The organism is Actinomycetospora sp. C-140, assembly GCF_054796175.1.
Map to the genome: position 1 here is coordinate 414,790 of NZ_JBTWNF010000002.1, position 24,362 is coordinate 439,151.

Consider the following 24,362-nt stretch of genomic DNA (forward strand, 5'->3'; position numbering starts at 1 on the left):
CTCCACTAGTTGCTGTAGCGTTCGTTCCAGTAAGCCGACTGAGGAGGCCCGGTGAGCGAGGACGCGGTGGAGCAGGTGGACGTAGCGATCGTGGGTTACGGCCCGGTGGGGGCGACCGCGGCGAACCTGCTCGGCGCCGAGGGGCTCTCGGTGGTCGTCATCGAGCGCGAGCCGTCGATCTACACCCGGGCCCGGGCAATCTCGACCGACGAGGAGGTCCTGCGGCTGCTGCAGCGCACCGGACTGGCCGAGGAGCTCGAGGCGGACATGCTCGCCGAGAAGCGCATCGACTTCGTCGACGACCAGGGCGAGACGTTCCTGAACTTCACTCCGCGCACCCGCGGCAACGCGCACCCGCCCCAACTGTTCATCTACCAGCCGGCCCTGGAGAAGACCCTGCGCGCTGGGGTGGAGCGCTATCCCGACGTCGCGACCTGGCTGTCGTGTGAGTGCTTCCGGATCATCCAGCATGACGACGCTGTCGAGCTGCTGGTGGCCGACCTCGAGGGCGGGACGCTGCGACGGGTTCGTGCGCGCTACGTCATCGCGGCCGACGGCGGCTCGAGCCCGACCCGCGCGCAGCTCGCCGTCGGATTCGAGGGTCGCACCTACGAGGACCGGTGGCTGGTGGTCGACACCAAGGTCGAGCAGACCTGGCCCGAGCACGATCGGCTGCGCTTCCACTGCGACCCCCAGCGGCCTGCAGTCGACTGCCCCACACCCCTGGGACACCACCGGTGGGAGTTCCCGGTGCTGCCCGGCGAGGACGAGACCGAGCTCGCCTCCGAAGCGTCGGTGTGGCGACTGCTGGGCCGCCACGGCATCGCCGCCGAGCACGTCACGGTGCTGCGCGCGGTGGTCTACAGCCACCACGTGCGGTTCGCGTCGGACTGGCGCCGCGGGCGGGTGTTCCTGGCCGGCGACGCCGCCCACGTCATGCCGCCCTGGATCGGCGAGGGCATGGCCTCGGGCATCCGTGACGCCGCCAACCTGTGCTGGAAGCTCGCGGCCGTCCTGCGCGGCGAGCTCGACGAGCAGGCATTGGACAGCTACGAGACCGAGCGCCAGCCCCACGTGCGCGAGATGACCCGATGGGCCGTCCTCGCGGGTCGCGTCATCACCGAACGGCGCCGGCCGGTGGCGGCGCTCCGCAACGCCCTGTTCCGCGTGGTCACCTGCCTCCCGGCCATCGGGAGCTTCCTGCAGGAGGGCGGCTGGTTCCCGGCCCCCCACTACCGGCACGGGCTGCTCGGCAACTCCGATCACGCCGCGGTGGGCTGGCTGCCGCCGCAGCCCTGGGTTCACGACGAGCACGGCACGGCAGCGCGCTTCGACGATCGGCGCGGTCCGGGCTGGTCGCTGGTCACCCTTCCCGAGGATCCCGGCGGCGCCGACCGTCGCGCATGGGCCGACAGCGGGCTGCGCGACGTCGCCGTGGCCCCGGCCGGTGGCTCACCGGCGCGGGACGTGCTGGTCGAGACCGGACTGGGGGAATCGCTTGCGGCGTGGATGCGCGCCCACGACGCGACCGCGGTGGTGCTGCGTCCCGACGGCTTCGTGCACAGCGCCGCGAACTCCTGCAGCACCCTGCCCGTCCCCGCGATCACCACCCCCGCGCTCTCGCCGGCGTGACCGGCGCGCCCCTAGCTCGAGAGGAGCAGTCATGACCTCACCGACCAGCACACTGGCGGAGAAGACGCTCACCGTCGCCATCCGCGGACCGGGCGGCAGCCGCGGCGAGACCGACGTGTTCGTCGCCGAGACCGGAGACGGACCCCCGGTCCTGCTGCTGCACGGCGGCGGCCCCGGCGCATCGGGCGTGTCGAACTACGCCGCCAACATCGACGCTCTCGCCGCGCACCACCGCGTGATCGTGCCCGACCTGCCCGGCTACGGCCGCTCGAGCAAAGGCCCCGACCACCCCGACCAGTCCGACCCGTTCGGCTACCTCGCCGACGCCGTGCGCGCCGTCCTCGACGCCCTCGGTATCGAGCGGGCGCACCTGGTCGGGAACTCCTACGGCGGCTCGGCGGCGCTGCGCCTGGCTCTGGACACCCCCCCAGCGCGTCGACCGGCTCGTCCTCATGGGTCCCGGCGGCATCGGCACCACGCGCGCGCTGCCTACCCCCGGTCTGAACGCGCTGCTGAACTACTACACCGGCTCGGGCCCCTCACGGGACAAGCTCGCGACCTTCCTCCGCCAGTACCTGGTGTACGACCCGTCCCGGATTTCCGACGCCGCGATCGAGGCCCGCTACCAGGCCAGCATCGACCCCGAGGTCATCGCCCATCCGCCGCTGCGCCGGCCCTCCGGGCTCGGGGCGCTGCGCACCCTGTGGCGCATGGACCTGACCCGCGACGCCCGACTCTCCAGGCTGGCCACCCCGACCCTCGTCGTCTGGGGTGCCGAGGACCGCGTCAACCGCCCCAGCGGCGGCACCACCCTCGCCGCGACCATGCCCCACGCCAGCCTGCTCCAGCTCGCCCGCACCGGGCATTGGGTCCAGTTCGAGCAGGCCGCCCTGTTCAACGACGTCGTCGGCGCCTTCCTCGCTGCGGGAGAGATCCGGTGAGCACCATCTTCGGCCACGTCCACCTCGGCTATCTGGTCATCGAGACCCAGCGCTTCACCGACTGGCGCCGCTTCGGCGTCGACGCCATCGGGATGCACGCCGACGACCTCGACCCCGACACCCTGCGGTTCCGCCTCGACGATCACCAGTGCCGCTTCCTGCTCGAACGCGGACCAGCCGAGGACGTCACGACCATCGGCTGGCAGCTCGACGACCACGCCACGTTCGACGAGGTCGCCCGCCGGGTGCAGGGAGCCGGCGTGCCCACCGTGGAGGGGACCGCGGACGCGGCCGCGCGGCGCGGGGTGGAGCGCCTCCTGCGCTTCCCCGGCCCCAAGGGCATCACCCAGGAAATCTTCACGCGGCCACTGCTCGCCGACGCCTCGCCGGTCATGCGGACCCACCGGTTCGTCACCGGCGACGGGGGCATGGGCCACGTCGCCCTGACTTCCACCCGCCCAGCTCACCTGCGCGGCTACTACGACACCGTGTTCGACGCGCGCCTCACGGACTACATCGACGAGACCATCAGCGGCGTCCTTCTCAAGATCCGTTTCCTGCGAGTCAACGAGCGCCACCACTCCGTGGCGATCGCCTCCACCCAGGGCGTACGGCTCGACCCGATCCGGACCCGCGTGCAGCACCTCAACGTCCAGGTCGCCGAGCTCGACGACATGGTCGCGGCCTACCAGCGCGTCCGCGAACTCGGGTTCGGGATGGCGCTGACGGTCGGGCAGCACACCAACGACCGCGAGCTGTCGTTCTACGCGCAGACCCCGTCCGGGTTCGAGTGGGAGGTCGGCTGGAACCCGCTGGTCGTCGACGAGAAGACCTGGGAACCGGCCACCCACCGGGGTATCAGCGTGTGGGGCCACACCCCCGTGGGGCAGACCGTGATCGACAAGCTCGGCCAGTTCGGCCGCGGCGCGGCATCCCTGCTCACCGCCGAGTATGTCGTCCCCGCGCTCGCCGGCCCGGGGGTCGAGGACTACGTGCACGAAGCCGCGCCCCCGGCCGCCCGCCACCCAGGCGCACGTCCACTGATGGCCGGACTGCGCTGAGCCACCCCCACCGATCCCAGGATCGACACCCAGGACGAGGAAGTCCCCATGACGCGCACCGGACGCATCGACGTCCACCAGCACCTGCTGCCCCGCGACTACGTCGCCGCCCTCGAGCGCCACGGCCTCGCTGAAGCCGGCGGGCGCGCGCTCCCGGCGTGGAGCCCCGACGCCGCGATCACGATGATGGACGACCACCACATCGCGACCGGCATCTTGTCGCTGTCGACCCCGGGCACCCACCTCGGCGACCCGGCCGAGGCCCGCGACCTCACCGCCCGGCTCAACGACGCCCAGGCCGAACTGGTCAAGGACCACCCCGACCGGTTCGGGATGTTCGCCGCGGTGCCCCTGCCCGACGTCGACCTCGCGCTCGAGGCGATCGCCCACGCCGACGACGACCTCCACGCCGACGGGGTCGTGCTCCTGGCCAATCACCACGGCACCTACCTCGGCGACTCCGCGTTCGACCCCGTCATGTCCGAGCTCGACCGCCGCAACATGGTCGTGTTCATCCACCCCGCCGAGCTGCCCGCCCCGCCGGTCGAGGGCATCCCGCCCTTCGCCGCGGACTTCCTGCTCGACACCACCCGCGCGGCCTACCTGCTCGTGCGCAACGGCGTCGTCACCCGGCACCCGAACCTGCGGATGATCCTCTCCCACGCCGGCGGCTTCGTCCCCTACGCCGCCCACCGCATGGCCGCAGGCATGGCCGGCGATATCGGCCGCAGCCCGCGCGACGTCCTCGAGGACTTCCGGTCCTTCTATTACGACACTGCGCTGTCCGGCTCGCCGTCGGCGCTGCCCTCGCTGCTCCAGTTCGCCCGGCCCGACCACATCCTCTACGGCAGCGACTGGCCCTTCGCCCCGGCCAGCGCCGTCACCTACTTCTCCGGCGGCCTCGACGAACACCTCACCCACACCCCCTTCGGCACCTCGATCCAGGCCGCGATCGACCACGACAACGCCGCCCCGCTGTTCCCCCGCCTCGGCGTGCGGTCCAGCACGACCGTGACCGCCGGTCGAGCCGACCGGATCAAGGACGCCGTGCGCCGTCGGATCGTGCGCACCGCGGTGAACCTCGTCGACCCCACCCGCACGTGACGACGATGACGGACATCAGCGCGAGCGCCCTCGCAGGGCACGCGGCGGCGGTTGTCCGTGACGCCGCGATCGGGGTGATGCGCCGCTACCACCGCCTATCGGTCGCTCTCGACGCTCCGCTCCCGGACGCGCCGAGCCTGATCGTGAGCAACCACGGATTCGGCGGAGTCTTCGACCTCCACGTCCTCGCCGCCTTCGCGGCGCTGCGCGACTCCGGCCTCGCCGGTCCCATGGACATCCTGGTCCACCAGTTCGCCTGGGCCCTCGGCGTCGGCTCCGTGCTCGAGGAGCTCGGCTGCCGGCCGGCCAGCCCCGACGCCGCTGACGAGGCACTCGCCGCCGGGCACCACCTGCTCGTCCTGCCCGGCTGAGACCTCGACGCCTTCATAGCCTCCCCCGACCGCAACCGCGTCAGCTTCGGCAGCCGGCAGGGCTTCGCCCGCCTCGCCATCGACCACGCCGTGCCCATCGTGCCTGTCGGGACCGCCGGCGCCGGCGAATCACTGCTCGTTCTCTCCGACCGAGCCGGCTCGTCGGGTGCATCGCCACAGGTGTGGCGACCGAGGATGCCGTTGGTCAATTTGCGCCGCCAGGAAGCAAGACAATCTTGCCGACGTGTTCGCGCCGCACGAACTGCGCCTGGGCTTCGTGGATCGCGGTGAGCGCGTAACGAGCCGCGACTCTGGGGTGGACTTCTCCTGCACGGGCGTGCTCGACCAGCTTCGCGAAATGCGCGGTGGTGTGCATCGTCGACCCGATGAGCCTGCGGTTGTGCAGATAGAGCCGTCGAAGATCGATCGCCGGGACCGGCCCTGCCACTGCTCCGGCCACCACGGCCCGCCCGCCGGGTACGAGAGCATCGATCAGGCGTGCGAGTTGGTCTCCGCCAACGACATCGACCACGGCGTCGACTCCGCCCGGGTGGGCTGCGCGGATCGCGGCGACCGCGTCTCTGCCGGGGCCGGAGCGGTCGACGGTGTGCACGGCGCCGGCGTCCTCGACCAGAGCGGCTTTGGCCTGTTCAGTGATCGCTGTGACCCGTGCTCCGCGGGCCGCGGCGAGGCCGACCGCAGCCAATCCCACGCCTCCAGAGGCGCCGGTCACCACAACTGTCTCTCCGGGCAGGATGCCGCCACGTTCCAACATCCCCATCGCGGTGCCGGAGGCGATGGGCAGACAGGCCAGCTCCTCGTCGGTCAGCGGGGAGTCGGTGACGTCGTGGGCGCGGGCGGCGTCGACGACCGTGTACTCGGCGAACCCGCCGTCGAACTCGCTACCGAGTACCGCCACGATCGGCGCATCGCTCCCGTCGCCGGCGTAGCGGGCGGGATCGACCAGCACGCGACGCCCCACGAGTTCCGGCGGCACGTCCTCCCCGACAGCATCGACAACCCCCGCGACGTCTCCACCCTGGATGCGGGGGAACGCGATCGGTCCGAGCCAGCCTGCTGGGGCGGTGGGGTCGTCGGCGGTCCCGTAAGCCCCCTCGCGGGTCCACACATCGGTGTTGTTCAGCGATGCGGCGCTCACCCGTACCCGGACCTGCTCCCGGCCCGGGAGAGGGATCGGGAAGTCGTGCCGGACGTGCAGGACCTCGGGCCCGCCGAACGCAGTGAGGACGGCGGCGGTCATCATCGGCTCGTCGTGCACGCCCGTGCCTCCCTGAGGCAGCCGAGCCGGCGGCCCGGCCCGGGTAGCCGCCCCACATTCACGGCGTCGAGCACGCGGAACTGCTGCTGTACGGCGCAATGGCCCGGGTCGACCACTCGTCGAGGGTCGGCGCCCGCCGCGTCTCTCGATCTGGTCTGCGGAGCCCGGGCCCTGGTCCGGGGTCCGGATGTCAGAGATCCGCCCGACCATCTTGACTGCGAGGTCGCGCAGGGCGATGCCGCGGACGGTGTTGGTGATTGCGACGTTCGCTGCGATGAAGTATGTCCTTGACTCCCTGGTGGGGGGCCTTATCGCGGCCTCGGTGCCGCTCTCGATGGTTCGGCATGGCTCAGCGCTTCACCCGTCAACTTGAAGGCTCTCGATCTGGTCGTGCTGTCGATGGGAATTGTGTTGGACCTGGCGTCCCCATGACTATCCACGTTCAATCCACCTTCCTCATGGCACTTCCTCATGGCGCCGATCGGCGAGAGGCCGTGCACACGAGGCCCCGTCGTCTACCCGTCGTGCCATGGCCTGCTCGCCCCCCCGACTCGCTAGCGGCAGTCGGCCGAGCGGGCCCGTGAGCCCGGTAGCGGTCCTACCGGCATGAATGGCGCAGGATTAGTCGCTTGCGGGCTCGGCAAGCACGGCTTCTGGGAGGTCCTCGTAGAGCTCGACCTCGTTGTCGAGGCCGGCGCTGGTCAGCACTCGGTGCGCGATGTCACGGCTGCCGAGGACGAGCCGTAGGCGATGTCCTGTCGTGTCGCGTTGGAGGGCCAGTGCGGCCAGGGCGCCTGCTGAGATGAAGCGTATGCGGCGCAGGTCGACCACGACGTCGGTAATCAGTTCTGAGCCCTCGTGATGTACCGGGGCGAGGGTGCTGGGGTGAATGAGGTCGTGCAGTTTCGCGCGCAGTTCCTGGGTGTTGCTGCGATCGATCTCGCTGCTGATCGCCATGACGCGCACCGGGTGCCGTGCACCGTGAACGACGAACGTGGCGAACTCGGCGGTCGCCACGTCGGTGCGCGAGGTCTTGTCCAGCTCATTCGTGTTTCCTCGTGGCTGGCTCATGCTGCAGTCGCGCCACGGTCGGACGAACGGTTCAGACCGAGCGCTTCGCGGGACGAGAACAGCGTCTCGTCGCCGGGCGGATCGAGGCCGCTGGGTGTCGTGCGGTCGGAGCATGCTGTCACGTGGTCGTCCGCCGGGCGGAGAGAGCGACCGGCGTCCGCGGCGTGGACCGTCGACGTCTTCGATGCGCTCCCCGGGGACGCAGGCGGCCGTAGAGCACGTCGATGAGCTCCTCCTGCAGGGAGTCGGGAACGGCGGGGGAGGCGCGGAGGATGTCGAGGCAGAGATCAGCGATCTTGGTGTTCGACTGCTGGGACAGCCAGACCAGGACCCGGAACGAGGCGTCGGCGTCCAGGCCGAACACCACCATGAGGATGCCCTTGACCTGGTCGATGGTTGCTCGCGAGGTGAGGGCCTTCTCGAGGGCGAGCTGACGCTGCTCGGCCCGCTCGGCCCGTCTCTCCGCGCGCTGGATGCGCTCCGCGCCATCGACCACCGCCTCGATCTCGGCCTCGATCTCGGCCGAGTGCTCGCGACACTCTTGACGAGAGGTGTGCGGGCCGGTTGACCCGCCCGGCGGGGCCGGATCGGCAGCGTCGCGAAGGATGCACACATTCCGACGAGCCCGGGATGCGGCCATGCGTCCTCCCGATTCTGGTGGGCAGTGAGGTCGCCGGGTGTCGTCGCGAGGGTGGCCGACGCTGGCGGCCCGCTCGGGCGACGGCGATCAGGGCTACTGGGCTCGAGCGGCGCCGAAGCTAGTGCGGTGTTCAACGAAAGCAAAAGGCTCCATTCAGGGCAATCCCTCTCGACAAGGACGGGACTCGCTGCCTCCGGTTCGATCTCCGGATCGGGAGGACAATCGTCGCGCAGTTCGGTCGCTGTTCGGTGCACCGACTACGCGATGTCCTTGCGCGGCTACTGAACGAGATTCGACCGGACGGACGATGCGCAGGGCTCGCCTCGCCTCCACCCTCGGTACTTCGATGGCCAAAAGAGATGCGAATCGACGGCAGTCGGGAGAGCTGGGGATGAACCCTCACGAATCGGACAAGTTGGGTCAGGAGGAGTGTTGGTCGGTGTTGAGATCTCTCGACGCCGGGTGGCTCATCTACAACCGTCGGATGCTGCCCACTCTCGATCCGATTTCGGAGTATCGCGTCACCGGTGATGTGATCGTCTTCCACGCTGCGGCCGAACTGAAGGTGCACCGGTTCGCCGTAGGGTCGCTGCACGTGCAGCTCACCTCGCTCGGGGGTGGGAGTACGACCTCGGTCATCGCCCACGGAAGAATTCGCGAAGTGTCGGTGCCGGCGAGCGACCCCCAAGGCGAAGCGATCGACCTGTCGGCGCCGATCATGCCCATCGGGACGGACGACGAGCTCGCCCTCGACGTCCGGATACTCGAAGGGGTGCGGTTCGCTCCGCCCTTGCGCTGCCAGCACCGCCACCTCGCGCTCGCGGGATCCAGAGGCCACGAGACCAGTGGAGCCTGATCCTCGTCCGTTTCGCCGGCCCGCGCCCCGCTCCCGACGTCAAGCTCCTGCTGCGGGAGGCAGACCGCCCGCTGCCGCCGCCGCAGGTATGGGGTCGGTCGGTCGACACACCCCGGGTCGATCGACCGACCCCAACCCCGAACTCCGACCGCTGCCGCCGCGGTGTGGCTCGTTATTCGCGATCGATGCGAGGCCGTCCAGGTCGCCCCGGCTGCCGAGCGAGGGCCGCGTCGATGGCCGCTCGGATCCGCCGACGGTCCTGAGCCCGAGACCGCAGCGACGACGCCATGTTGCCGAGGAGGTCGCCGACGAGCCGGCGCAGTTCCACGTCATCGGCCAGCCGGGGATCCGAGCGACGCAGAGCCTCATCGAGGTCGGTGGCGAACAGCGAGAACATGGTCTGGATGATCGCCCGGCCGCGCGGCCGCAACGCGACCAGGATCCGCCGGCCGTCATCCGGGTGCGGCTCGCGCGCCACCAGGTCCAGCGAGACCAGCCGGTCGATCAGCGCGGTCGCCGAGCCCGGGGTCAGCCCCGCCGACCGAGCGATGACCGTGGGACTGAGCTCGCCCTCGTGCAGCAGCTCGCCGAGCACCGCCGCTTCCACCGTGCTCACCTCCACCGAGGCGGCCATCGCACGGCGATAATCGTCGGTCGCCACGATCAACCGTCGCAACCGCTGGGCCAGTTCCCGCATGCAGACTCCCCGGTCGACCGAGCCCGTACGTCGCCCAGAGGCTATCGATCGGCACTTCGACCGACGATGGATCGACGAGCCACCTCCCGAGCGGCCGCCCACCTCCCGCGCCGCGCCGGAACAGGCTGCGTCCGGGCGAAGCCGAGATCGGCAGGACAAGTTCTATGCGCGCCCTCGCCCACGCCGCCGAACGGGGAGCGCACGTGCTGGTCGGCGCGCGCGACGACCTGGTCACCTCCCCGCCCGCTCGGAACCCCTTGCCGGCCCGTCGATGAGCGGAGCACGGGTCGGCTCCTGATCCGGCTCCCGGCAGTCAGACCCGCTCAATCCCGTGACTGCGTGGTCGCGCGGGGCGATGCCGCGGTCGGTCTTCGCCACCAGCACGGACGCCCCGTAACCGGCGACTCGCTGGGCGCGTGTGACTCGCGGCCGGTGGACGCGTTCGTGGGCGGCCCGCGCGGCGTCGACATCGTCAGTTCCAGTCAGCACGTCGGCGAGGGCACCGGCTCCTGCCGTGGTGGTGAGAGCACCACATCGGACGAGGGCGGAGCCGCCTCGGTCAGGAGCGCGACATGACCACCATGAAGGCCATCGTGCAGGACACCTACGGATCGGCCGAGGTCCTCGAGCTGCGCGAGATCGACCGGCCGACCGCCGGGGACGGTGAGGTGCTGGTCCGGGTGCACGCGGCCGGTGTCAGCCGCGGGGACGTCCACCTCATGACCGGGGAGCCCTATCTCATGCGGTTGCTCGGCTTCGGGGTCCGCAGACCGAAGAACCCGGTCCTCGGCCAGGACGCCGCCGGGGATGTCGTCGCCGTCGGCCCGGGCGTCACCCGCTTCCGCGTCGGTGACGAGGTGTTCGGCATCGCCCGGGGTTCGTTCGCCGAGTACGCCGTGGCGCGGGAGGACAAGCTCGCCCGCAAGCCCGCGGGGCTGAGCTTCGAGAACGCCGCTGCCATGCCCGTCTCCGCGCTCACGGCGCTGCGAGCGGTCGACACCGCCGGCGTGACCGCCGGACAGTCCGTCCTCGTCGTCGGGGCCTCCGGCGGGGTGGGCACCTACGCGGTCCAGCTCGCCGTCGCGGCCGGGGCGACCGTCACCGGTGTCGCCAGCACGCCCAAACTGGCGCTCGTGCGCGACCTCGGGGCCGCGGAAGTCATCGACTACACGCGGGAGGACGTCACCGACGGGTCGCGCGTGTTCGACGTGATCCTCGACATCGGTGGAGTCACGCCGGTCAACAGGCTGCGCAGCGCCCTGGCACCCAGCGGCACCCTGGCGATCGTCGGCGGAGAGAACGGCGCCACGTGGAGCCCCGGCATGGGCCGCCAGCTGTACGCCACACTGCTCAACCCCTTCGTCTCCCAGCGGCTGGTCATGGTCACCAACAAGGAGCACTTCTCCGGCCTCGATCGCCTCGCAGCCTTCGTCGACGACGGCGCCGTCACCTCGACCACGGACCGACCTTTCGCGCTGGGCGACGCCCCCGAAGCCGTCGAGCGCCTCGCGGCCGGCCACGTCTTGGGCAAGGCGGTCATCACCGTCTGAGCTCGACCCCGAGACCGGGTGGATCGCTCCCGGTCACGGACGTCAGCTCGGACAACTCGGTACGTGGTGCGGGTCGCGGTGCGAGATGGCGGCTGAGGTGGGTTCGTCGATCAACGAGCTGCGTGACCACGCGACCACGCATATCGCTGTATCCGTTCCTCGGATTGATCGCCATGCTGACGGCAGAAGCCCAGGCCGGGGACGCGCGCCGGGGCCGGCGACATCTCTCGGAGAGACGACATGGTCGAGCTGACGGCCGACGAGCCGCCCCGGGCCCCGGGGACCGGATCCGCGCAGACGCCGTCGCCGACCGCGGCGCGCCGCGACGAGTCGCCACCGGCCGGCCGGTCGGCGTTGGCACGGTTCGCCGACCGGGTGCCGGATCTCCTCGCCGGCTACCTCGCGTTCGTCGCGATCTTCTGCGCCGTCACCGCGATCGTGCCGCCCCTGCGTGCGCCCCTGGAGTGGCTGCGGATCGCCATCGAGGTCGTGTCGGTCGAGGCGCCGCCGAGCCTGGCCATCGCGACCTTCCTGGGCATCCTCGCGTCGGCCGTGCGTCGACGGATGCGCGTGGCGTGGTGGTTCGTCGTGGTCTACGTCGTGCTGGGCCGCGTGCTCGGCGGTGTCGAGTTCAGGATCGACACCGACGCGGAGGACCCGGTCACCCTCCAGATCGGTGCCACGGGGACGTGGCTGCGGCTGGCGTTCGGCGTCGCGGCCCTCGCGATCCTGCTCGTCGCCCGCCGACGGTTCACCGCGCGGACGCAGCACAACAGCGGGTGGCGCGCGCTGGGGACCTACCTCGCCCTCGTCCTCGCCGGCACCCTGCTCGGCTGGGGTCTGCTGCAGCTGTTCCCGGGCACGCTCAGCAATCCCGCGGACCGGCTCGGGTGGGCCGTCACCTACGTGCTCGGCGGTCTCGGCGACCCCGGAGCGGTGGGCATCGCCGGCGCCGGACCGCGCGCGGTCACGTTCCTGTGCGGGCTGTTCGGCGCCCTCGCCGTGCTGGCCGCCGCGTACGTGCTGTTCCGGCCCCGTCGCGACCGTCGCCGGCTCGATCCCACCGACGAGCAGCGGCTGCGGGTGCTGCTCGACCAGTACGGCGAGGACGACTCCCTGGGCTACTTCGCCACCCGCCGCGACAAGGCCGCCGTGTTCTCGAGGTCGGGCAAGTCCGCGGTGACCTTCCGTGTCGTCTCCGGCGTCAGCCTCGCCAGTGGAGACCCGATCGGCGCGCCGGAGGCGTGGCCGGGCGCGATCGAGGCCTGGCTGGACGAGTTGCGCCGGTACGGCTGGCTGCCCGCGGTGATGGGCGCGAGCGAGCGCGGTGCCCGCGCCTATGCGGGCGCGGGGCTGAGCGTCGTCGAGCTGGGCGACGAGGCGGTCCTCGACGTCCGGGAGTTCTCGATGGAGGGCCGGTCGATGCGGGTGGTCCGCCAGGCCGTGAGCCGGGTGGAGCGGACGGGCCACACCGTCCGCGTCCGGCGGCACGCCGACCTGTCCCCGGACGAGATGAGGGAGGTCGTCGAGCGCGCCGACGCCTGGCGCGACACCGACGCCGAGCGCGGCTTCTCGATGGCGCTCTCCCGCCTGGGCGACCCCGCGGACGGGCAGTGCGTGCTGGTCGAGTGCTTCGACGGCGCCGGGGAGCTGCGGGCACTGCTGTCGTTCGTGCCGTGGGGCCGCCACGGCCTGTCCCTGGACCTGATGCGTCGCGACCGCTCCGCCGAGAACGGCCTGACCGAGTTCATGGTCGCCTCGCTCGTCGAGCAGGCGCGCACCCTCGGGGTGGACCGCCTGTCGCTCAACTTCGCGATGTTCCGCGCCGCGTTCGAGCAGGGCGAGCGGATCGGGGCCGGCCCGGTGCTCCGGCTGTGGCGGCGCCTGCTCGTGCTGGGGTCGCGCTGGTGGCAGCTCGAGTCGCTGTACCGCGCGAACGCCAAGTACCAGCCGATCTGGACGCCGCGCTACCTGTGCTACCGCGCCGCCCGCGACCTCCCGCGGCTCGGTCTGGCCGCCGCGGCGGCGGAGGGGTTCCTCACCACCCCCAGCTTGCGGACCCTGCAGCGCCGCGGCCTCGCCGCCGAGGGTGGTGGCCCGGCCGTCGCCCTTCCCCCGCCGACCACGACCGAGGCGGAGGACCCCGTCGCGGCGCAGCTCGCGGCCCGCCTCGCCCGGCTGCCCGAGCAGGTCCGCGTGCGGCACGCGAAGTACGAGCGGATGCTGGCCGACGGCGTCGACCCCTACCCCGTCGGACACCCGCGAACCGCGAGCCTCGCGGAGATCCGAGCCCGGTTCGGGCACCTCGAGGCGGACGCGGCGACCGGCGAGCGCGTGGCCGTGACCGGGCGGGTCGTGCGTGTCCGCGACTTCGGCGGGCTGTGCTTCGCCGTGCTGCAGGAGGGCGACGCGCAGCTGCAGGTGATGCTCGCGGTCGACCGGCTCGGCCGTGACGGCGTGCGCGACTGGGCGCGGCAGGTCGACCTCGGCGACCACGTGGGCGTCACCGGCGAGGTCGGGACGTCCCGCCGCGGGGAGCTGTCCGTGCTGGCGACCGCGTGGTCGATCACTGCGAAGTGCCTGCGCCCCCTGCCCGACAAGCGCCGCGGCCTGGCCGACCCCGAGGCCCGGGTCCGGCAGCGCTACCTCGACCTGGTGGTCAACAGCGCGTCCCGCCGCATGCTGCGGCAACGGTCGGACGCCGTGCACGCGGTCCGCGAGTGCCTGACCGGCCAGGGCTACCTCGAGGTCGAGACCCCGATGCTGCAGCCGGTGCACGGCGGAGCCAACGCCCGGCCGTTCACCACCCACATCAACGCCTACGACATGCGCCTCTACCTGCGCATCGCCCCCGAGCTCTACCTCAAACGACTCATGGTCGGGGGCGCGGAGAAGGTGTTCGAGCTCAACCGCAACTTCCGCAACGAGGGCGCGGACGCCACCCACAACCCCGAGTTCACCATGCTCGAGGCGTACGAGGCCTACGGCGACTACGACACCATGCAGACGATGGTGCAGGACATGATCCAGCAGGCCGCCCGCGCCGCGCTGGGCGGCACCGTCGTCGTCCACCAGGGCCGGGAGTACGACCTCGGCGGGACCTGGCGCGCGACGACCGTCAACGACGCCATCTCCCACGCGCTGGGCGAGGAGGTCACCGCCGACACCACGATCGAGGAGCTGCGCCGCCACTGCGATCGCGTCGACGTCCCCTACGACCCGCACTGGGGCCGGGGAGCCGTCGTCCTGGAGCTCTACGAGCACCTCGTCGAGGACCACACCCTCGAGCCGACCTTCTACCGGGACTTCCCGACCGATGTCTCCCCGCTCACCCGCCAGCACCGCGACGACCCGCGGCTCGCCGAGCGCTGGGACCTGGTCTGCTTCGGCGCCGAGATCGGGACCGCCTACTCGGAGCTGGTCGACCCGGTCGAGCAGCGCAAGCGGCTCACCGAGCAGTCGCTCCTGGCGGCCGGTGGGGACGCCGAGGCGATGGAGCTCGACGAGGACTTCCTGCTCGCCCTCGAGTACGCCATGCCGCCGTCCGGCGGGTTGGGGATGGGCGTCGACCGCATGGTCATGATGCTGACCGGCAGCACGATCCGCGAGAGCCTGCTGTTCCCGATCGTCCGGCCCGGGCACTGAGTCGGCCGAGGACGTCGCCCAGGGCACGGGGCACGCCTCCGTGGCAGGTGTCCCTACGCCTCGAGGCCGCGGAGGAACCCACGCAGCGCCTGCCCGATCTGGTCGGGCGAGTCCTCCTGCACGAAGTGGACGCCGGGGACCTCGACCTCGTGCTGGTTGGGCCAGGTGCGGCAGTGGTCGACCTCGACACCGGGCTCGTGGAGGATGTTGCCGGGATTGGCGCGCACGAACAGCTTCGGGATCGGCGTGCCCTTCATGAACGCGGCGTAGTCGGTGACGATGTCGAACATGTCGGCGGGCCGGGTCTCGCCCTCGACGGGAATCTCCCGGGCCCACAGCAGGGTGGGGATGCGGCTCTCCCTGGTCGGATAGGGAGCCCGGTAGATCTCCATCTCCTCGGTGGTCATCGTGCGCAGGACCGTTCCGGGGATGACGTCCTCGACGAAGATGTTGTCGCCCAGCGCCATCTCCTCGCCCCGGGCGGTCCGCAGTGCGCGGAACATCGGTTCCCCGTCGCCGAAGCCGTCCCAGGGCCGCGGCTGGACGAGGGCTTCCATGTAAGTGATCGAGGCGATCTGGTCGGGGAAGCGCTTCGCTCGGTGGAATCCCAGACCCGAGCCCCAGTCGTGGACGACGAGGTGGACGTTCGCGGTGGCGCCGACGGCGTCGAACCACTCGTCGAGCCAGCGCACGTGGTCGACGAAGCGGTAGTTGTACTCCGGCGCCTTGGCCGAGTCGCCGTGCCCGATCAGGTCCGGTGCCAGGCAGCGCCCCAGGTCCGCGACGTGCGGGATGACGTTGCGCCACAGGTAGGCCGACGTCGGGTTGCCGTGCAGGAAGACGATCGGGTCGCCGGTGCCGGTGTCGACGTAGGACATCTCGAGTCCGTCGACCTCGACCCGCCGGCGGGGGTGGTCGTCGGTCGCGGACGGTGTCGGTGCGGTGGTCACAGCAGGTCTCCTTCGATGTTCGGGTGATCGCTCACGACTGGTCGGCGGGCAGGATCGGGAGCAGCAGACGCGACGAGGAACGGACGGTGTTGCGGCTGGACTCGGCGACCGGGGTGTGCACGAAGCCGAGCACCGTGGGGCCGTCGGGACCGTCGTCGTGGCTGGCCAGCACCAGCTGCAGGCGGTGTCCGGGCGCGATCCGTCGGGCGTTGGGCACGATCGGGATCCGGTAGCGGACGACCCGGCCGACCGGCACCGCGGCGGGTTCGCGGCACGGGATCACCGGGCTGCCGGGCCGGCTCGCGACCTCGTCGACGGTGCGCAGTGTGGCGCGCAGCCAGCCCGCGCTGATCGGCGTGGCGGTGGCGTCGGGGGCCAGGTCGTGGAGCACCGCGATCCACGCGGTGTCCAGGGCGGTGATCTCGGCGTCGAGGTCGAGCTCGATGTCCCCGACGATGTCCATCGGGACGTCGGCGGGCTCGGTCTCCCACGTCAGGCGGTCGGGGAGGGTCGGCGGGTCGGCGTTGCGGGGGCGGCCGACCTCGGCGGCGATGTAGAGGTAGCTGCGGGCCCCGGGCTCGCCCTCGTCCGGGGACAGGACGCCGTCGGCGCGCAGGGCGTAGGGCACGAGGGTGGTCTGCTCGGGAGGCCACTGCTCGGCGCTGCGCCACTGGTCCGTGCCGGGGATGACGTAGCGGATCGGGGGCCCGTCGTCGATCCCGGTCTCCCGGCCCTTGAGCCATTGGTCGAACCAGGCGAGCGCCTCGACGTGCAGGCTCTCCCACGGCCAGGCCAGGGCGTTCTCGGCCGGCAGGGTCATCCGGACACGGGGGTTGTGGGCCAGGCGGCGCCAGACCGGGAAGGTGCTGGGCAGGTGCATCGGCACGTTGTCCCACTGACACCCCAGGTAGACCGGGATGTCGATGTCGGCCAGCGCCGGGCGCACGGAACGGTCGTCCCACCAGGCGTCGTGGGTGGGGTGCTCGATCGCGCCCTCCTGCCACAGCCGCCCGAAGGGCTCCTCGGCGTCGTGGGTGTGGTTCAGCGTCCCGAGGACCTTGGCCGCGGTGTCGCCGGTGACGTGCTCCATCTGCTTGTGCACATGGGGGGTGTTGAGCAGCCGGCGGGCGAAGTCGACGCGGCGGCCGCGCCAGAACTCGTCCGGGACCGCGGCCATGGCCCCGACCGCGGACATCCACGCGGCGAAGAACCCGGAGCTGAGCACGCCACGCTGCCAGACCGCGTCGTAGAGGTCGTCCATCGTCGCGTACGGGAAGATCGCCTTGAGGTGCGGGGCCCCGAGGGCCGCGGCGGCGAGCTGGGCCATCGCGAAGTAGCTGATCCCGATCCCGCCGACGGCGCCGTCGCACCACGGCTGGACGCCGATCCACTCCACGACGTCGTGGATGTCCGCGTGCTCCTGCGCGTCGTAGAGGCCGAACGTGCCCTCCGAGCCCGACGTGCCCCGGGCGTTGACGATCACGTGGGCGTAGCCGCGGGGGACGAAGAAGTCGCTGGCGCCCGCCTCGATGAAACCGAGCGGCGCGCCCAGGTCCTGGACCTGCCGCGGGTAGCAGGTGAACGAGAACAGCGCGGGCGCGGCGACGCCGTGGGGATCGTCCCGGACCGACCCGTCCACGCTGACCGTCGTGGCCGGGTCGCCGTCGGTGGGCAGGAACACGTCGGCCCGCAGGCGGGTGCCGTCCCGGACCGGGATGGTGATCGAGTTCGTCCGGGAGATCGCGTACCGGACCTCGCTGAGGTCGTGGTACGTGCGTCCGGACGTCTGGAGCCCGTTGAGCTGTCGCTGCCCGGGTTCGGTGCCGGCGGCCGCGACGTGGCGGGCCGGGCTCTGCTGGCTGGTCATGGTGTCCGTGTCCTCTCGGGAACGGGGGTTCAGGGCGCGACCGGCAGCAGCAGCCGCGAGGTCGCGTGCACGGTGTTGGTCGCGGTCGTCGCGACCGGGGTGTGGGTGAAGCCGAGCATCGGGCGGCTGCCCGGCACGGTGTCGTCGCTGGTCACGGTGAGCCGGAGGCGGTGACCGGCGGCGAACCGGCGGGCGGTCGGCACCAGCGGGACGCGGTACTCGACCGGCTCGCCGACCGGGACCGGGACCGCGCGGCGCACGGGCAGGATCGGGCGTCCAGGAACGCTGGTCTGCTCGTCGACCTCGCGCAGCGCGGCGCGCAACCAGCCCTGGGTGATGGGGGTGGCGGTGCCGTCGGGGGCGAGGTCCTCGAGCAGCACGATCCAGCCGGTGTCGGACGCGGTGCTCGTCGCCGTGAGGGCCAGCTCGCCGTGTCCGAGGACGTCGAGGTCCGCGGGCAGCGGGGAGCCGGTCCAGGCCAGCCGGCCGTACGCGCTGTCGTAGCTCCGCCCGCCGTCGGACGGTTCGTGACCGAGTCGCCCGTCGGCCTGCAGGACCAGCTCGGTGAGGTCGGCCTTCGGCGGCCACTCGTGCGCGGTGCGCCACCCGTCGGCGCCGGGCAGCACGTACCGGATCGGCGGCCCCTCCAGGATCCCGGTGTCGCGGCCCTTGAGCCACTGGTCGAACCACGCCAGGGCCTCGACGTGCATGCTCTCCCACGGCCACGGCAGGCCGTGGTCGCCGAGCAGGGCCAGCCGCACGGTCGGCTTGTCGGCCAGCTGCTCCCAGGCGGCGAGCGTCCCCGGCAGGTGCATCGGCACGTTGGTCCACTCGGTGCCCAGGTAGACCGGGATGTCGATGGCGGCGAGGCGGTGGACGAGCTCGCGGTCGTCCCACCACGCGTCCCGGACCGGGTGCTCGTGGCCGCACGCGCGGAGGAGGTCGTCCCAGGGGTGCTCGGCGTGGGGGAGATGTTGGACCTTCTCGAGCCCGGCCAGGGCGGCCTCGCCGTTGAAGGTCGCGAACCGGCGGTGCACGCGCGGGAGCGCGAGGACGCGGCGAACGAGGCTCACCAGCGGGCTGCGGAAGGCCCGGTTGCGGGGGGCCACCAGCGCCAGGGCGGACAACCACGAGTCCATGAACCCGGAGCTGTAGAGACCGTTGTGGTTGGCGAACTCGAAGCCCGAGATCGTGGCGTGGAAGGGGAAGATCGCCGCGAGGTGCGGGGGGCGTTCGGTGGCCGCGGCGAGCTGGGCCATCGCGTAGTAGCTGATCCCCATCATGCCGACCTGGCCGTCGCACCAGGGCTGCTCGGCGACCCACTCGACGATGTCGTGGAGGTCGAGGCGCTCCTGGGAGTCGAAGAAGGTCCAGGTGCCCTCCGAGCCGCACATCCCGCGCAGGTTCACGATCACGTGCGCGTAGCCGCGGGGCACCCAGAAGTCGCTGATGCCGGCCTCGATGATCCCCGTCGGGGCTCCCAGGTCCTGGATCTGTCGCGGGTAGGGCGCGGCGGCGACGAGCGCCGGGACCGGTCGGTCGGTGTCCGGACGGTAGACGTCGGCGAGGAGCACGGTGCCGTCCCGGGTCGGGATGCGCACGTCGTTCTCTCGCCGTACGTCGAACTCGGCGTCGGAGAGGTTGCGGTAGTCGCGGCCGGTGGTCTGAGGGCCGTTGAGCGGGCGCTGTCCCGGCTCGGTGCCGGCGACGTGGGTGGTGAGCATGGCGACCTCGTTCACGGAGCGGGAAGTGTGTGCCGGACGGGCGGATCCCGGCGGCGGGACGATCAGAAGTCGGGCTCGTCGACGGGCGCGGCCGAGAGGTCGATCAGTCGCTCGAGGTGCAGCCACCGGGCGAGGCGGATCATCGGGCGCACGAGGAGCTCGACGCTGCCGAGGACGAACAGCCACGTGCCGGCGAACGTGGTCTCCGGGGAGAAGAACAGGACGCTGCCCACCAGGAACCAGACCGCGATCAGGATGTCGTTGACGATGCTGGCCAGCTCGTAGCGCTCCCGGATCGTCCGTTCCCGGGGGCTGATCGCGAGCAGCAGCGGGTGCTTCTGGGGCTTCCCGTCCCGGCCCGGTCCGCCGTTCATGCGCTCCTGCCCTCGGACGGGACCTCGCGGCGCAGGAACTCGCGCTGGTCGTGGAGGACGACCTCCCGCTCAGGGGAGAGGTAGATGCCGAAGTGTCCGAAGGGGTAGTCGCGGAGCTGCGTGCGTGTGCCGGCGACGTACCGCCGCGTACGGGTGGTGGGCGCGACGGAGTCGTCGCTGCACAGGCACAGCAGCACCGGGCACCGCAGCTCACGCAGGCGCCGTCCCGGGCGGTAGCGGGGGAGCTGCCAGGCGAAGCGGGCGGCGACCTCGTTGCGGAACGTCGTCCCCGGGGTCAGCAGCGCGGCGTAGCCGGGGAGCGCGTCGGGCGCGGTCAACAGTGCGGCGCTGCGGCGACGGCCGACGAGGCCGACGGTGACCGGCGCGCGTCCTCGCGCGGCTCCGAGGACGTCCCGCACCGCGCGGGCGCCGACGCGCACCGAGGCGACGGGGTCGTGGCGCATCATCGAGGCGATGCCGTCGGTGAAGGGGCACTGCGCGATGACGGCCGCCACCCCGCCATCCCGCGCGGCGGCGGTGAGCGCGTGCCCGCCGCCGAACGAGCTGCCCCAGAGCGCGACGCGCTCGGGGTCGCACGAAGGGTGCGAGCGGGCGTAGGCGATCGCCGACGCCCAGTCGGTGAGCTCCTGCTCCACGTCGAGGAGCTGGCGTGGCTGTCCGCCGGAGTCCCCGAAGTGGCGGTAGTCGAAGACGACGCACGCGTAGCCGTCGGCGCGGAAGGCCTCGGCGTAGTGGTCGAGGCTCATGTCGCGGGTGGCCCCGAGGCCGTGACCGAGGACGACGACCGGTCGCCGGGCGCGGGTTCCGTGCGGCCGGGGCAGGTACAACCACGCTGCGCACGACGCGTCACCGGAGGGGAAGGAGACGTCGATGCGCTCACGGTCCCTGCTCACGACGCACCCTCGGCAGCCATGGGCGTGCCGGATCTCGCGGCCCGCAGGGTCCGCGTCAGCACCGTGATCCCGTAGACCGTGCTGAACAGGCCGAACGCGACGCCGAGGGAGAGCGGGTCGCCACCGGGGAGCAGCACGAGCGCGAGGCCGAGGGCGACCGACACGAGTCCACCCGCCAGCCACAGCGCACGCCGGCCGGGCGTGATCCCGCGCCGTGTGGCGAGGACGATCTCGGCGATGCCGGTGGCGAGCGCCCAGAACGCCACGAGCCAGCTCAGCAGCACCGCCGTGGCACCGGGCCAGAGGAGGGCGGCGAGGCCCGCTGTCGCGGAGAGCGCCGCCAGGGTGAGGTGTCCGAGCGTGGGTCCGACGCCGTCGACGTGGATCGCGGTCACGAGGTCGGTGCCCGCGGCGACGAGTGCGTAGACGGCGAACAGCAGGACGACGACGCCCACGGTGATGCCCGGCCAGCCGATGGCGAGGACCCCGAGCGCGACGGCCAGGATCCCGCGGGCGATGAGGACCCACCTCAGGTTCCTCGGCATGTCCATGTCCTTCTCCTCGCAGCCGGCGTCGTCACCCCCGCAAGCTGCCGGTGCCGACTCCACCCGCTCTCCGGTCCGACTCCAGTCCGGCCCGGGTGCGGCGCGCGCGCTCACTCCGGGGCCTCACGATCCCTTCACCGCCGTTCGTTGTGACGGCTAACATCCACCGATGCGGGTGCGGGATCTCGGCGCCATCGCTGTGGCCGTCGATGCCGACGAGCGCCCGGTCGCCGGGCTGCGAGCGACCGCGATGCTCGCGCTCCTCACGATCAACGTGAACCGTCGTGTCTCGGTCGACGCCTTGATGGACGCGGCCTGGGGTGAGCGCCTCACCCCCGGCGCCGCCTCGAGCCTGGACTCACACATCTGGCGTCTGCGACAGCTCCTCGAGCCGGGTCGCAGCCCACGGCAGCCGCCGACGGTGCTGGTCAACGACGCCGGGGGCTACCGCCTGGTGGCCGGGGCCCACGGCGTGGACTCGGTGCTGTTCTCCGAGCTCGCGAGCGAGGTCCGGGACCTGCTGGCCGCCGGGCACGCAGCCGCGGCGGTGGTCCGCGCCGACAAGGCGCTGGGGTTGTGGCGCGGTCGCCCCTACGGCCCGCTCGCCGAGCGTCCGTGGGCACAACCGGCCGTCGCCCGCCTCGACGAGCTGCACGGACAGGTGGAGGCCCGACGGATCGAGGCGCTCGTCGAGGCGGGGGCGCTCGACCAGGCACTCTCCGATGTGGAGCCGCTGATCGCCGCGATGCCGTTCCGCGAGCCGCTGCGGGCGCAGCAGATGCTGGCGCTGTACCGCAGCGGTCGCAGTGAGCAGGCGTTGCAGTGCTACCGGGACACCCATCACCTGTTCATGCAGGAGGTCGGTACCGAGCCCGGCGCGGAGCTCCGGAACCTGCACCGCCGCATCCTCGACGACGACGCCGGGTTGGCAGCGCCGGATCCGGCCCCCCACCCACCGGTCGCGCCCGCCGCGCCCGAGGTGCACCTGCCGGCCGCCCTGACGCCGCTGATCGGTCGCGAGGACGTCCTGCCCGCGCTCGAGCAGCTGCTCCGCGAACGCCGGCTGGTGTCGGTCGTCGGGGCCGCCGGGTGCGGCAAGACACGGCTGGCGATCGAGGTCGCCCGTCGTGCGGCCACGGCGTTCCCGGAGGGCGTGTGGTTCGTCGACCTCGCGTCGGTGTCCGACGAGGCCCTCGTCGTCGAGACGGTGGTCTCGACGGTGGGCTTTGCCGCCCCCGCCGGAGCGACCCCGCTCGAGGCCCTCGGCGACTACCTGCGTGCTCGCCGTGTCCTGGTCGTGCTCGACAACTGCGAGCACGTCCTGCCGGCCGTCGCCCGGATCGTGGAGGCGTCGCTCGCCACCGGCGCCGACCCGTCCGTGCGGCCGGAGTGCGGCGTCCTCGCCACCAGCCGCGAGCCGATCGACGTCGTCGGCGAGACCGTCTGGACCCTCGATCCTCTCCGGCTCCCGCGCGACGACGCCGGCACCGACCGTGCCGCGGCTCCCGCCGTGGCGCTGTTCCTGCAACGGCTGGCCGCGGCGGCGCCGACGCTCCCGGTCGACGACCAGGTCCTCGATCGCGCCGTGGAGATCTGTGTGGCCCTCGACGGGCTCCCCCTGCCGATCGAGCTCGCCGCCGCACGCGTCCGCAGCCACACGCTCGACGACATCGCGGCGCAGGTCTCCGCGGACCCCGGCCGTCTGGGCCGGCTGGGGCGCGGCGGCGACGACCATCGCCGCACGGTGCAGTCGGCGATCGACTGGAGCCACCGGATGCTGACGGGGCCCGAACAGGTCGCCCACCGGCGGATCGCGGTGCTGCCGGGGCCGTTCACCAGCTCGATGGCCGTCGAGGTGCTCGGCGAGGTGGTGGACGGGCCGGCGGGGGCGGACGACATCCTCGCCCAGCTGGTGCACCGCTCGATGCTGAGCGTGCAGGGCGCGCAGCGCAGCCGTGGGTCGACGACGTTCCGCCAGCTCGCGACCGTCCGTGCGCACGCGCACCGCGCGCTGGTCGGCGCAGGCGAGGAAGCCGCGATCATCGATCGCCGCGACGCGTGGACCTCGGCGCTGGTCGCGGCACGGCCCCGCCTGGGACATCCCGACGAGATCGAGTGGTTCCACGCGCTCGACGACGGCTACGCCACGGTCCGCGCCACCCTGGCCCGGCACCTCATCGACGAGCCCGACGTGCGGGGCGCCCACATCGCGGCCCGGCTCGGGACGTACTGGTACTACCGCGCACGGGTGCTCGAGGGCACCCGCTGGCTGCAGCTCGCCCACGACGTCGTCCACGAGGGCACCCACGACGTTCGGCCTGCCGACGCCGTGTCGGTCCGGCTGGCACTCGGCGCGGCGCTGGCCCTGCAGGCGCGGATCGATCTCGCGCGACCGCACGTCGAGTACGCCCTCGCGTACCTGCCCTCGGCGGCGCCGGAGGACCTCGTCGCGATCGGTGAAGGTCTGGTCCGTCTCATCTCCTCGGCCTTCGTCCCGGCGGCGTACATGCCGGCCGCGGTCGAGCTGATCGGCGTGGTGCACGAGACGCTGCGCCGGGTCGTCGACGATGCCGGCGATCCGGACCTCGAGCTGGTCGCGGCCGCCGTCGGCTGTTCGGCGGCCTTCGCGGCGGGCCGCTGGCAGGAGGCGGTCCGCGACTCGGAACGCGTGCACGAGCGCGCCACCGCTGCCGGGAACGTCATGGCCAGCTGGGTGACGGCGGCACCGCCCATGCTCGCCGCGATGCTGACCTCCGACCCCGACAAGGGCATCCCCTGGTTCCACCGACTGGTCCGCGGCTACGCGCGGCTGGGCACCGGCGGCGTGGGTAGCCCGCTCGAGGTCCGCGCCAACTTCGCCGCCCAGTCCGGGGACTACCGCCGGGCCGCGACGATCTACGCCGCGGCCCGCGCCGAGAACCGCCGCGCAGCGCTGGCCTGGCCGCGCTGGGAGCTCACGCGCACGCTCGAGGACCTCACCCGCGAGCGGCTCCCCGACGCGGAGTACGAGCAGGCCCGGCAGGACGGCGAGCGGCTGTCCGTCGTGGAAGTGCTGGAGGCCGAATAGCGACTGGAGACGGACTGGAGACAGGCGCGCGACGGTGCCTCGGGTGCCGGGCCGCTCGGCCCGGATGACCGACG

The 24,362-nt window shown here is 72.1% G+C and carries 19 protein-coding genes and 1 pseudogene; 10 read left to right on the forward strand and 10 right to left on the reverse strand.

Annotated elements, in window-relative coordinates; all coding sequences use genetic code 11:
- Positions 1-51 precede the first annotated feature (51 nt).
- From mhpA to ACR9E3_RS05005, 6 genes and pseudogenes are all read left to right on the forward strand, one after another.
- A complete protein-coding gene (gene mhpA, locus ACR9E3_RS04980; RefSeq protein WP_460378943.1) occupies positions 52-1,632 on the forward strand; it encodes a bifunctional 3-(3-hydroxy-phenyl)propionate/3-hydroxycinnamic acid hydroxylase MhpA in 1,581 nt (526 codons plus the stop codon).
- Positions 1,633-1,663: 31 nt separating this feature from the next.
- Positions 1,664-2,308 (forward strand): annotated as a pseudogene (locus ACR9E3_RS04985) (alpha/beta fold hydrolase); the annotation flags it as partial.
- 34 nt (positions 2,309-2,342) lie between these two features.
- Entirely contained in the window at positions 2,343-2,573 is a 231-nt protein-coding gene (locus tag ACR9E3_RS04990; RefSeq protein WP_460379074.1) for an alpha/beta fold hydrolase, read from the forward strand.
- Positions 2,570-3,634: a VOC family protein gene (locus tag ACR9E3_RS04995; protein ID WP_460379075.1), complete on the forward strand. Its 1,065-nt coding sequence runs from the start codon at positions 2,570-2,572 to the stop codon at positions 3,632-3,634. The genes ACR9E3_RS04990 and ACR9E3_RS04995 overlap by 4 nt, the downstream gene beginning before the upstream one ends.
- Positions 3,635-3,682: 48 nt before the next feature.
- Entirely contained in the window at positions 3,683-4,738 is a 1,056-nt protein-coding gene (locus ACR9E3_RS05000; protein ID WP_460378944.1) for an amidohydrolase family protein, read from the forward strand.
- A gap of 143 nt (positions 4,739-4,881) precedes the next feature.
- A complete protein-coding gene (locus ACR9E3_RS05005; RefSeq protein ID WP_460378945.1) occupies positions 4,882-5,109 on the forward strand; it encodes a hypothetical protein in 228 nt (75 codons plus the stop codon).
- A 205-nt stretch (positions 5,110-5,314) separates the two neighbouring features.
- Here ACR9E3_RS05005 and ACR9E3_RS05010 read toward each other — a convergent pair whose 3' ends face one another.
- The 3 genes from ACR9E3_RS05010 to ACR9E3_RS05020 form a co-directional block, all read right to left on the reverse strand.
- The gene (locus ACR9E3_RS05010) at positions 5,315-6,388 is read right to left on the reverse strand and encodes a zinc-binding dehydrogenase (RefSeq protein WP_460378946.1); all 1,074 of its coding nucleotides are present in this window, start codon (positions 6,386-6,388) and stop codon (positions 5,315-5,317) included.
- 621 nt (positions 6,389-7,009) lie between these two features.
- The gene (locus ACR9E3_RS05015; RefSeq protein WP_460378947.1) at positions 7,010-7,459 is read right to left on the reverse strand and encodes an STAS domain-containing protein; all 450 of its coding nucleotides are present in this window, start codon (positions 7,457-7,459) and stop codon (positions 7,010-7,012) included.
- A gap of 118 nt (positions 7,460-7,577) precedes the next feature.
- Positions 7,578-8,099, reverse strand: coding sequence for an ANTAR domain-containing protein (locus tag ACR9E3_RS05020; RefSeq protein ID WP_460378948.1), 522 nt, complete (start codon positions 8,097-8,099; stop codon positions 7,578-7,580).
- Between the two features lie 484 nt (positions 8,100-8,583).
- Between ACR9E3_RS05020 and ACR9E3_RS05025 the strand changes: the two genes are divergently transcribed.
- Positions 8,584-8,955 (forward strand): hypothetical protein, encoded by a 372-nt coding sequence (locus ACR9E3_RS05025; RefSeq protein ID WP_460378949.1) that lies wholly within the window; start codon positions 8,584-8,586, stop codon positions 8,953-8,955.
- Positions 8,956-9,127: 172 nt separating this feature from the next.
- Here the strand turns inward: ACR9E3_RS05025 and ACR9E3_RS05030 are convergent, their stop codons facing one another.
- Positions 9,128-9,652, reverse strand: a complete 525-nt coding sequence (locus tag ACR9E3_RS05030; protein WP_460378950.1) for a MarR family winged helix-turn-helix transcriptional regulator — start codon at positions 9,650-9,652, stop codon at positions 9,128-9,130.
- A gap of 572 nt (positions 9,653-10,224) precedes the next feature.
- Between ACR9E3_RS05030 and ACR9E3_RS05035 the strand changes: the two genes are divergently transcribed.
- Both ACR9E3_RS05035 and lysX read left to right on the forward strand, forming a co-directional pair.
- On the forward strand, positions 10,225-11,202 hold the full coding sequence (locus tag ACR9E3_RS05035) for an NAD(P)-dependent alcohol dehydrogenase (protein WP_460378951.1): 978 nt from the start codon (positions 10,225-10,227) through the stop codon (positions 11,200-11,202).
- A gap of 240 nt (positions 11,203-11,442) precedes the next feature.
- Positions 11,443-14,847, forward strand: coding sequence for a bifunctional lysylphosphatidylglycerol synthetase/lysine--tRNA ligase LysX (gene lysX, locus ACR9E3_RS05040; protein ID WP_460378952.1), 3,405 nt, complete (start codon positions 11,443-11,445; stop codon positions 14,845-14,847).
- A gap of 53 nt (positions 14,848-14,900) precedes the next feature.
- On the opposite strand, the gene ACR9E3_RS05045 is transcribed toward lysX, so the two are convergent.
- The 6 genes from ACR9E3_RS05045 to ACR9E3_RS05070 are packed head-to-tail and all read right to left on the reverse strand — an operon-like array spanning position 14,901 to position 21,227.
- Entirely contained in the window at positions 14,901-15,797 is an 897-nt protein-coding gene (locus ACR9E3_RS05045; RefSeq protein WP_460378953.1) for a haloalkane dehalogenase, read from the reverse strand.
- Positions 15,798-15,828: 31 nt separating this feature from the next.
- Positions 15,829-17,664 (reverse strand): CocE/NonD family hydrolase, encoded by a 1,836-nt coding sequence (locus tag ACR9E3_RS05050; RefSeq protein ID WP_460378954.1) that lies wholly within the window; start codon positions 17,662-17,664, stop codon positions 15,829-15,831.
- Positions 17,665-17,693: 29 nt separating this feature from the next.
- The gene (locus ACR9E3_RS05055) at positions 17,694-19,403 is read right to left on the reverse strand and encodes a CocE/NonD family hydrolase (protein WP_460378955.1); all 1,710 of its coding nucleotides are present in this window, start codon (positions 19,401-19,403) and stop codon (positions 17,694-17,696) included.
- Between the two features lie 47 nt (positions 19,404-19,450).
- Positions 19,451-19,762, reverse strand: a complete 312-nt coding sequence (locus ACR9E3_RS05060; RefSeq protein WP_460378956.1) for a YrhK family protein — start codon at positions 19,760-19,762, stop codon at positions 19,451-19,453.
- Positions 19,759-20,676 carry an alpha/beta hydrolase gene (locus tag ACR9E3_RS05065; RefSeq protein WP_460378957.1) on the reverse strand — a complete coding sequence of 306 codons (918 nt, stop codon included), beginning with the start codon at positions 20,674-20,676 and terminating at the stop codon, positions 19,759-19,761. The genes ACR9E3_RS05060 and ACR9E3_RS05065 overlap by 4 nt, the downstream gene beginning before the upstream one ends.
- Entirely contained in the window at positions 20,673-21,227 is a 555-nt protein-coding gene (locus tag ACR9E3_RS05070; protein ID WP_460378958.1) for an HdeD family acid-resistance protein, read from the reverse strand. Before ACR9E3_RS05070 ends, ACR9E3_RS05065 begins: the two co-directional genes overlap by 4 nt.
- Before the next feature lie 163 nt (positions 21,228-21,390).
- Here ACR9E3_RS05070 and ACR9E3_RS05075 point away from each other — a divergent pair, with 163 nt between their 5' ends.
- Positions 21,391-24,288, forward strand: a complete 2,898-nt coding sequence (locus ACR9E3_RS05075) for an AfsR/SARP family transcriptional regulator (protein ID WP_460378959.1) — start codon at positions 21,391-21,393, stop codon at positions 24,286-24,288.
- Positions 24,289-24,362 lie beyond the last annotated feature (74 nt).

What these genes read in the sequence shown, in the direction of transcription:
- ACR9E3_RS04990 (WP_460379074.1), top strand. Translation starts at nt 2,343, where the DNA reads ATGGACCTGACCCGCGACGCCCGACTCTCCAGGCTGGCCACCCCGACC.
- ACR9E3_RS05000 (WP_460378944.1), top strand. Translation starts at nt 3,683, where the DNA reads ATGACGCGCACCGGACGCATCGACGTCCACCAGCACCTGCTGCCCCGC.
- ACR9E3_RS05015 (WP_460378947.1), bottom strand. Translation starts at nt 7,459, where the DNA reads ATGAGCCAGCCACGAGGAAACACGAATGAGCTGGACAAGACCTCGCGC.
- ACR9E3_RS05020 (WP_460378948.1), bottom strand. Translation starts at nt 8,099, where the DNA reads ATGGCCGCATCCCGGGCTCGTCGGAATGTGTGCATCCTTCGCGACGCT.
- ACR9E3_RS05025 (WP_460378949.1), top strand. Translation starts at nt 8,584, where the DNA reads ATGCTGCCCACTCTCGATCCGATTTCGGAGTATCGCGTCACCGGTGAT.
- ACR9E3_RS05030 (WP_460378950.1), bottom strand. Translation starts at nt 9,652, where the DNA reads ATGCGGGAACTGGCCCAGCGGTTGCGACGGTTGATCGTGGCGACCGAC.
- ACR9E3_RS05035 (WP_460378951.1), top strand. Translation starts at nt 10,225, where the DNA reads ATGACCACCATGAAGGCCATCGTGCAGGACACCTACGGATCGGCCGAG.
- lysX (WP_460378952.1), top strand. Translation starts at nt 11,443, where the DNA reads ATGGTCGAGCTGACGGCCGACGAGCCGCCCCGGGCCCCGGGGACCGGA.
- ACR9E3_RS05050 (WP_460378954.1), bottom strand. Translation starts at nt 17,664, where the DNA reads ATGACCAGCCAGCAGAGCCCGGCCCGCCACGTCGCGGCCGCCGGCACC.
- ACR9E3_RS05060 (WP_460378956.1), bottom strand. Translation starts at nt 19,762, where the DNA reads ATGAACGGCGGACCGGGCCGGGACGGGAAGCCCCAGAAGCACCCGCTG.
- ACR9E3_RS05070 (WP_460378958.1), bottom strand. Translation starts at nt 21,227, where the DNA reads ATGGACATGCCGAGGAACCTGAGGTGGGTCCTCATCGCCCGCGGGATC.
- ACR9E3_RS05075 (WP_460378959.1), top strand. Translation starts at nt 21,391, where the DNA reads ATGCGGGTGCGGGATCTCGGCGCCATCGCTGTGGCCGTCGATGCCGAC.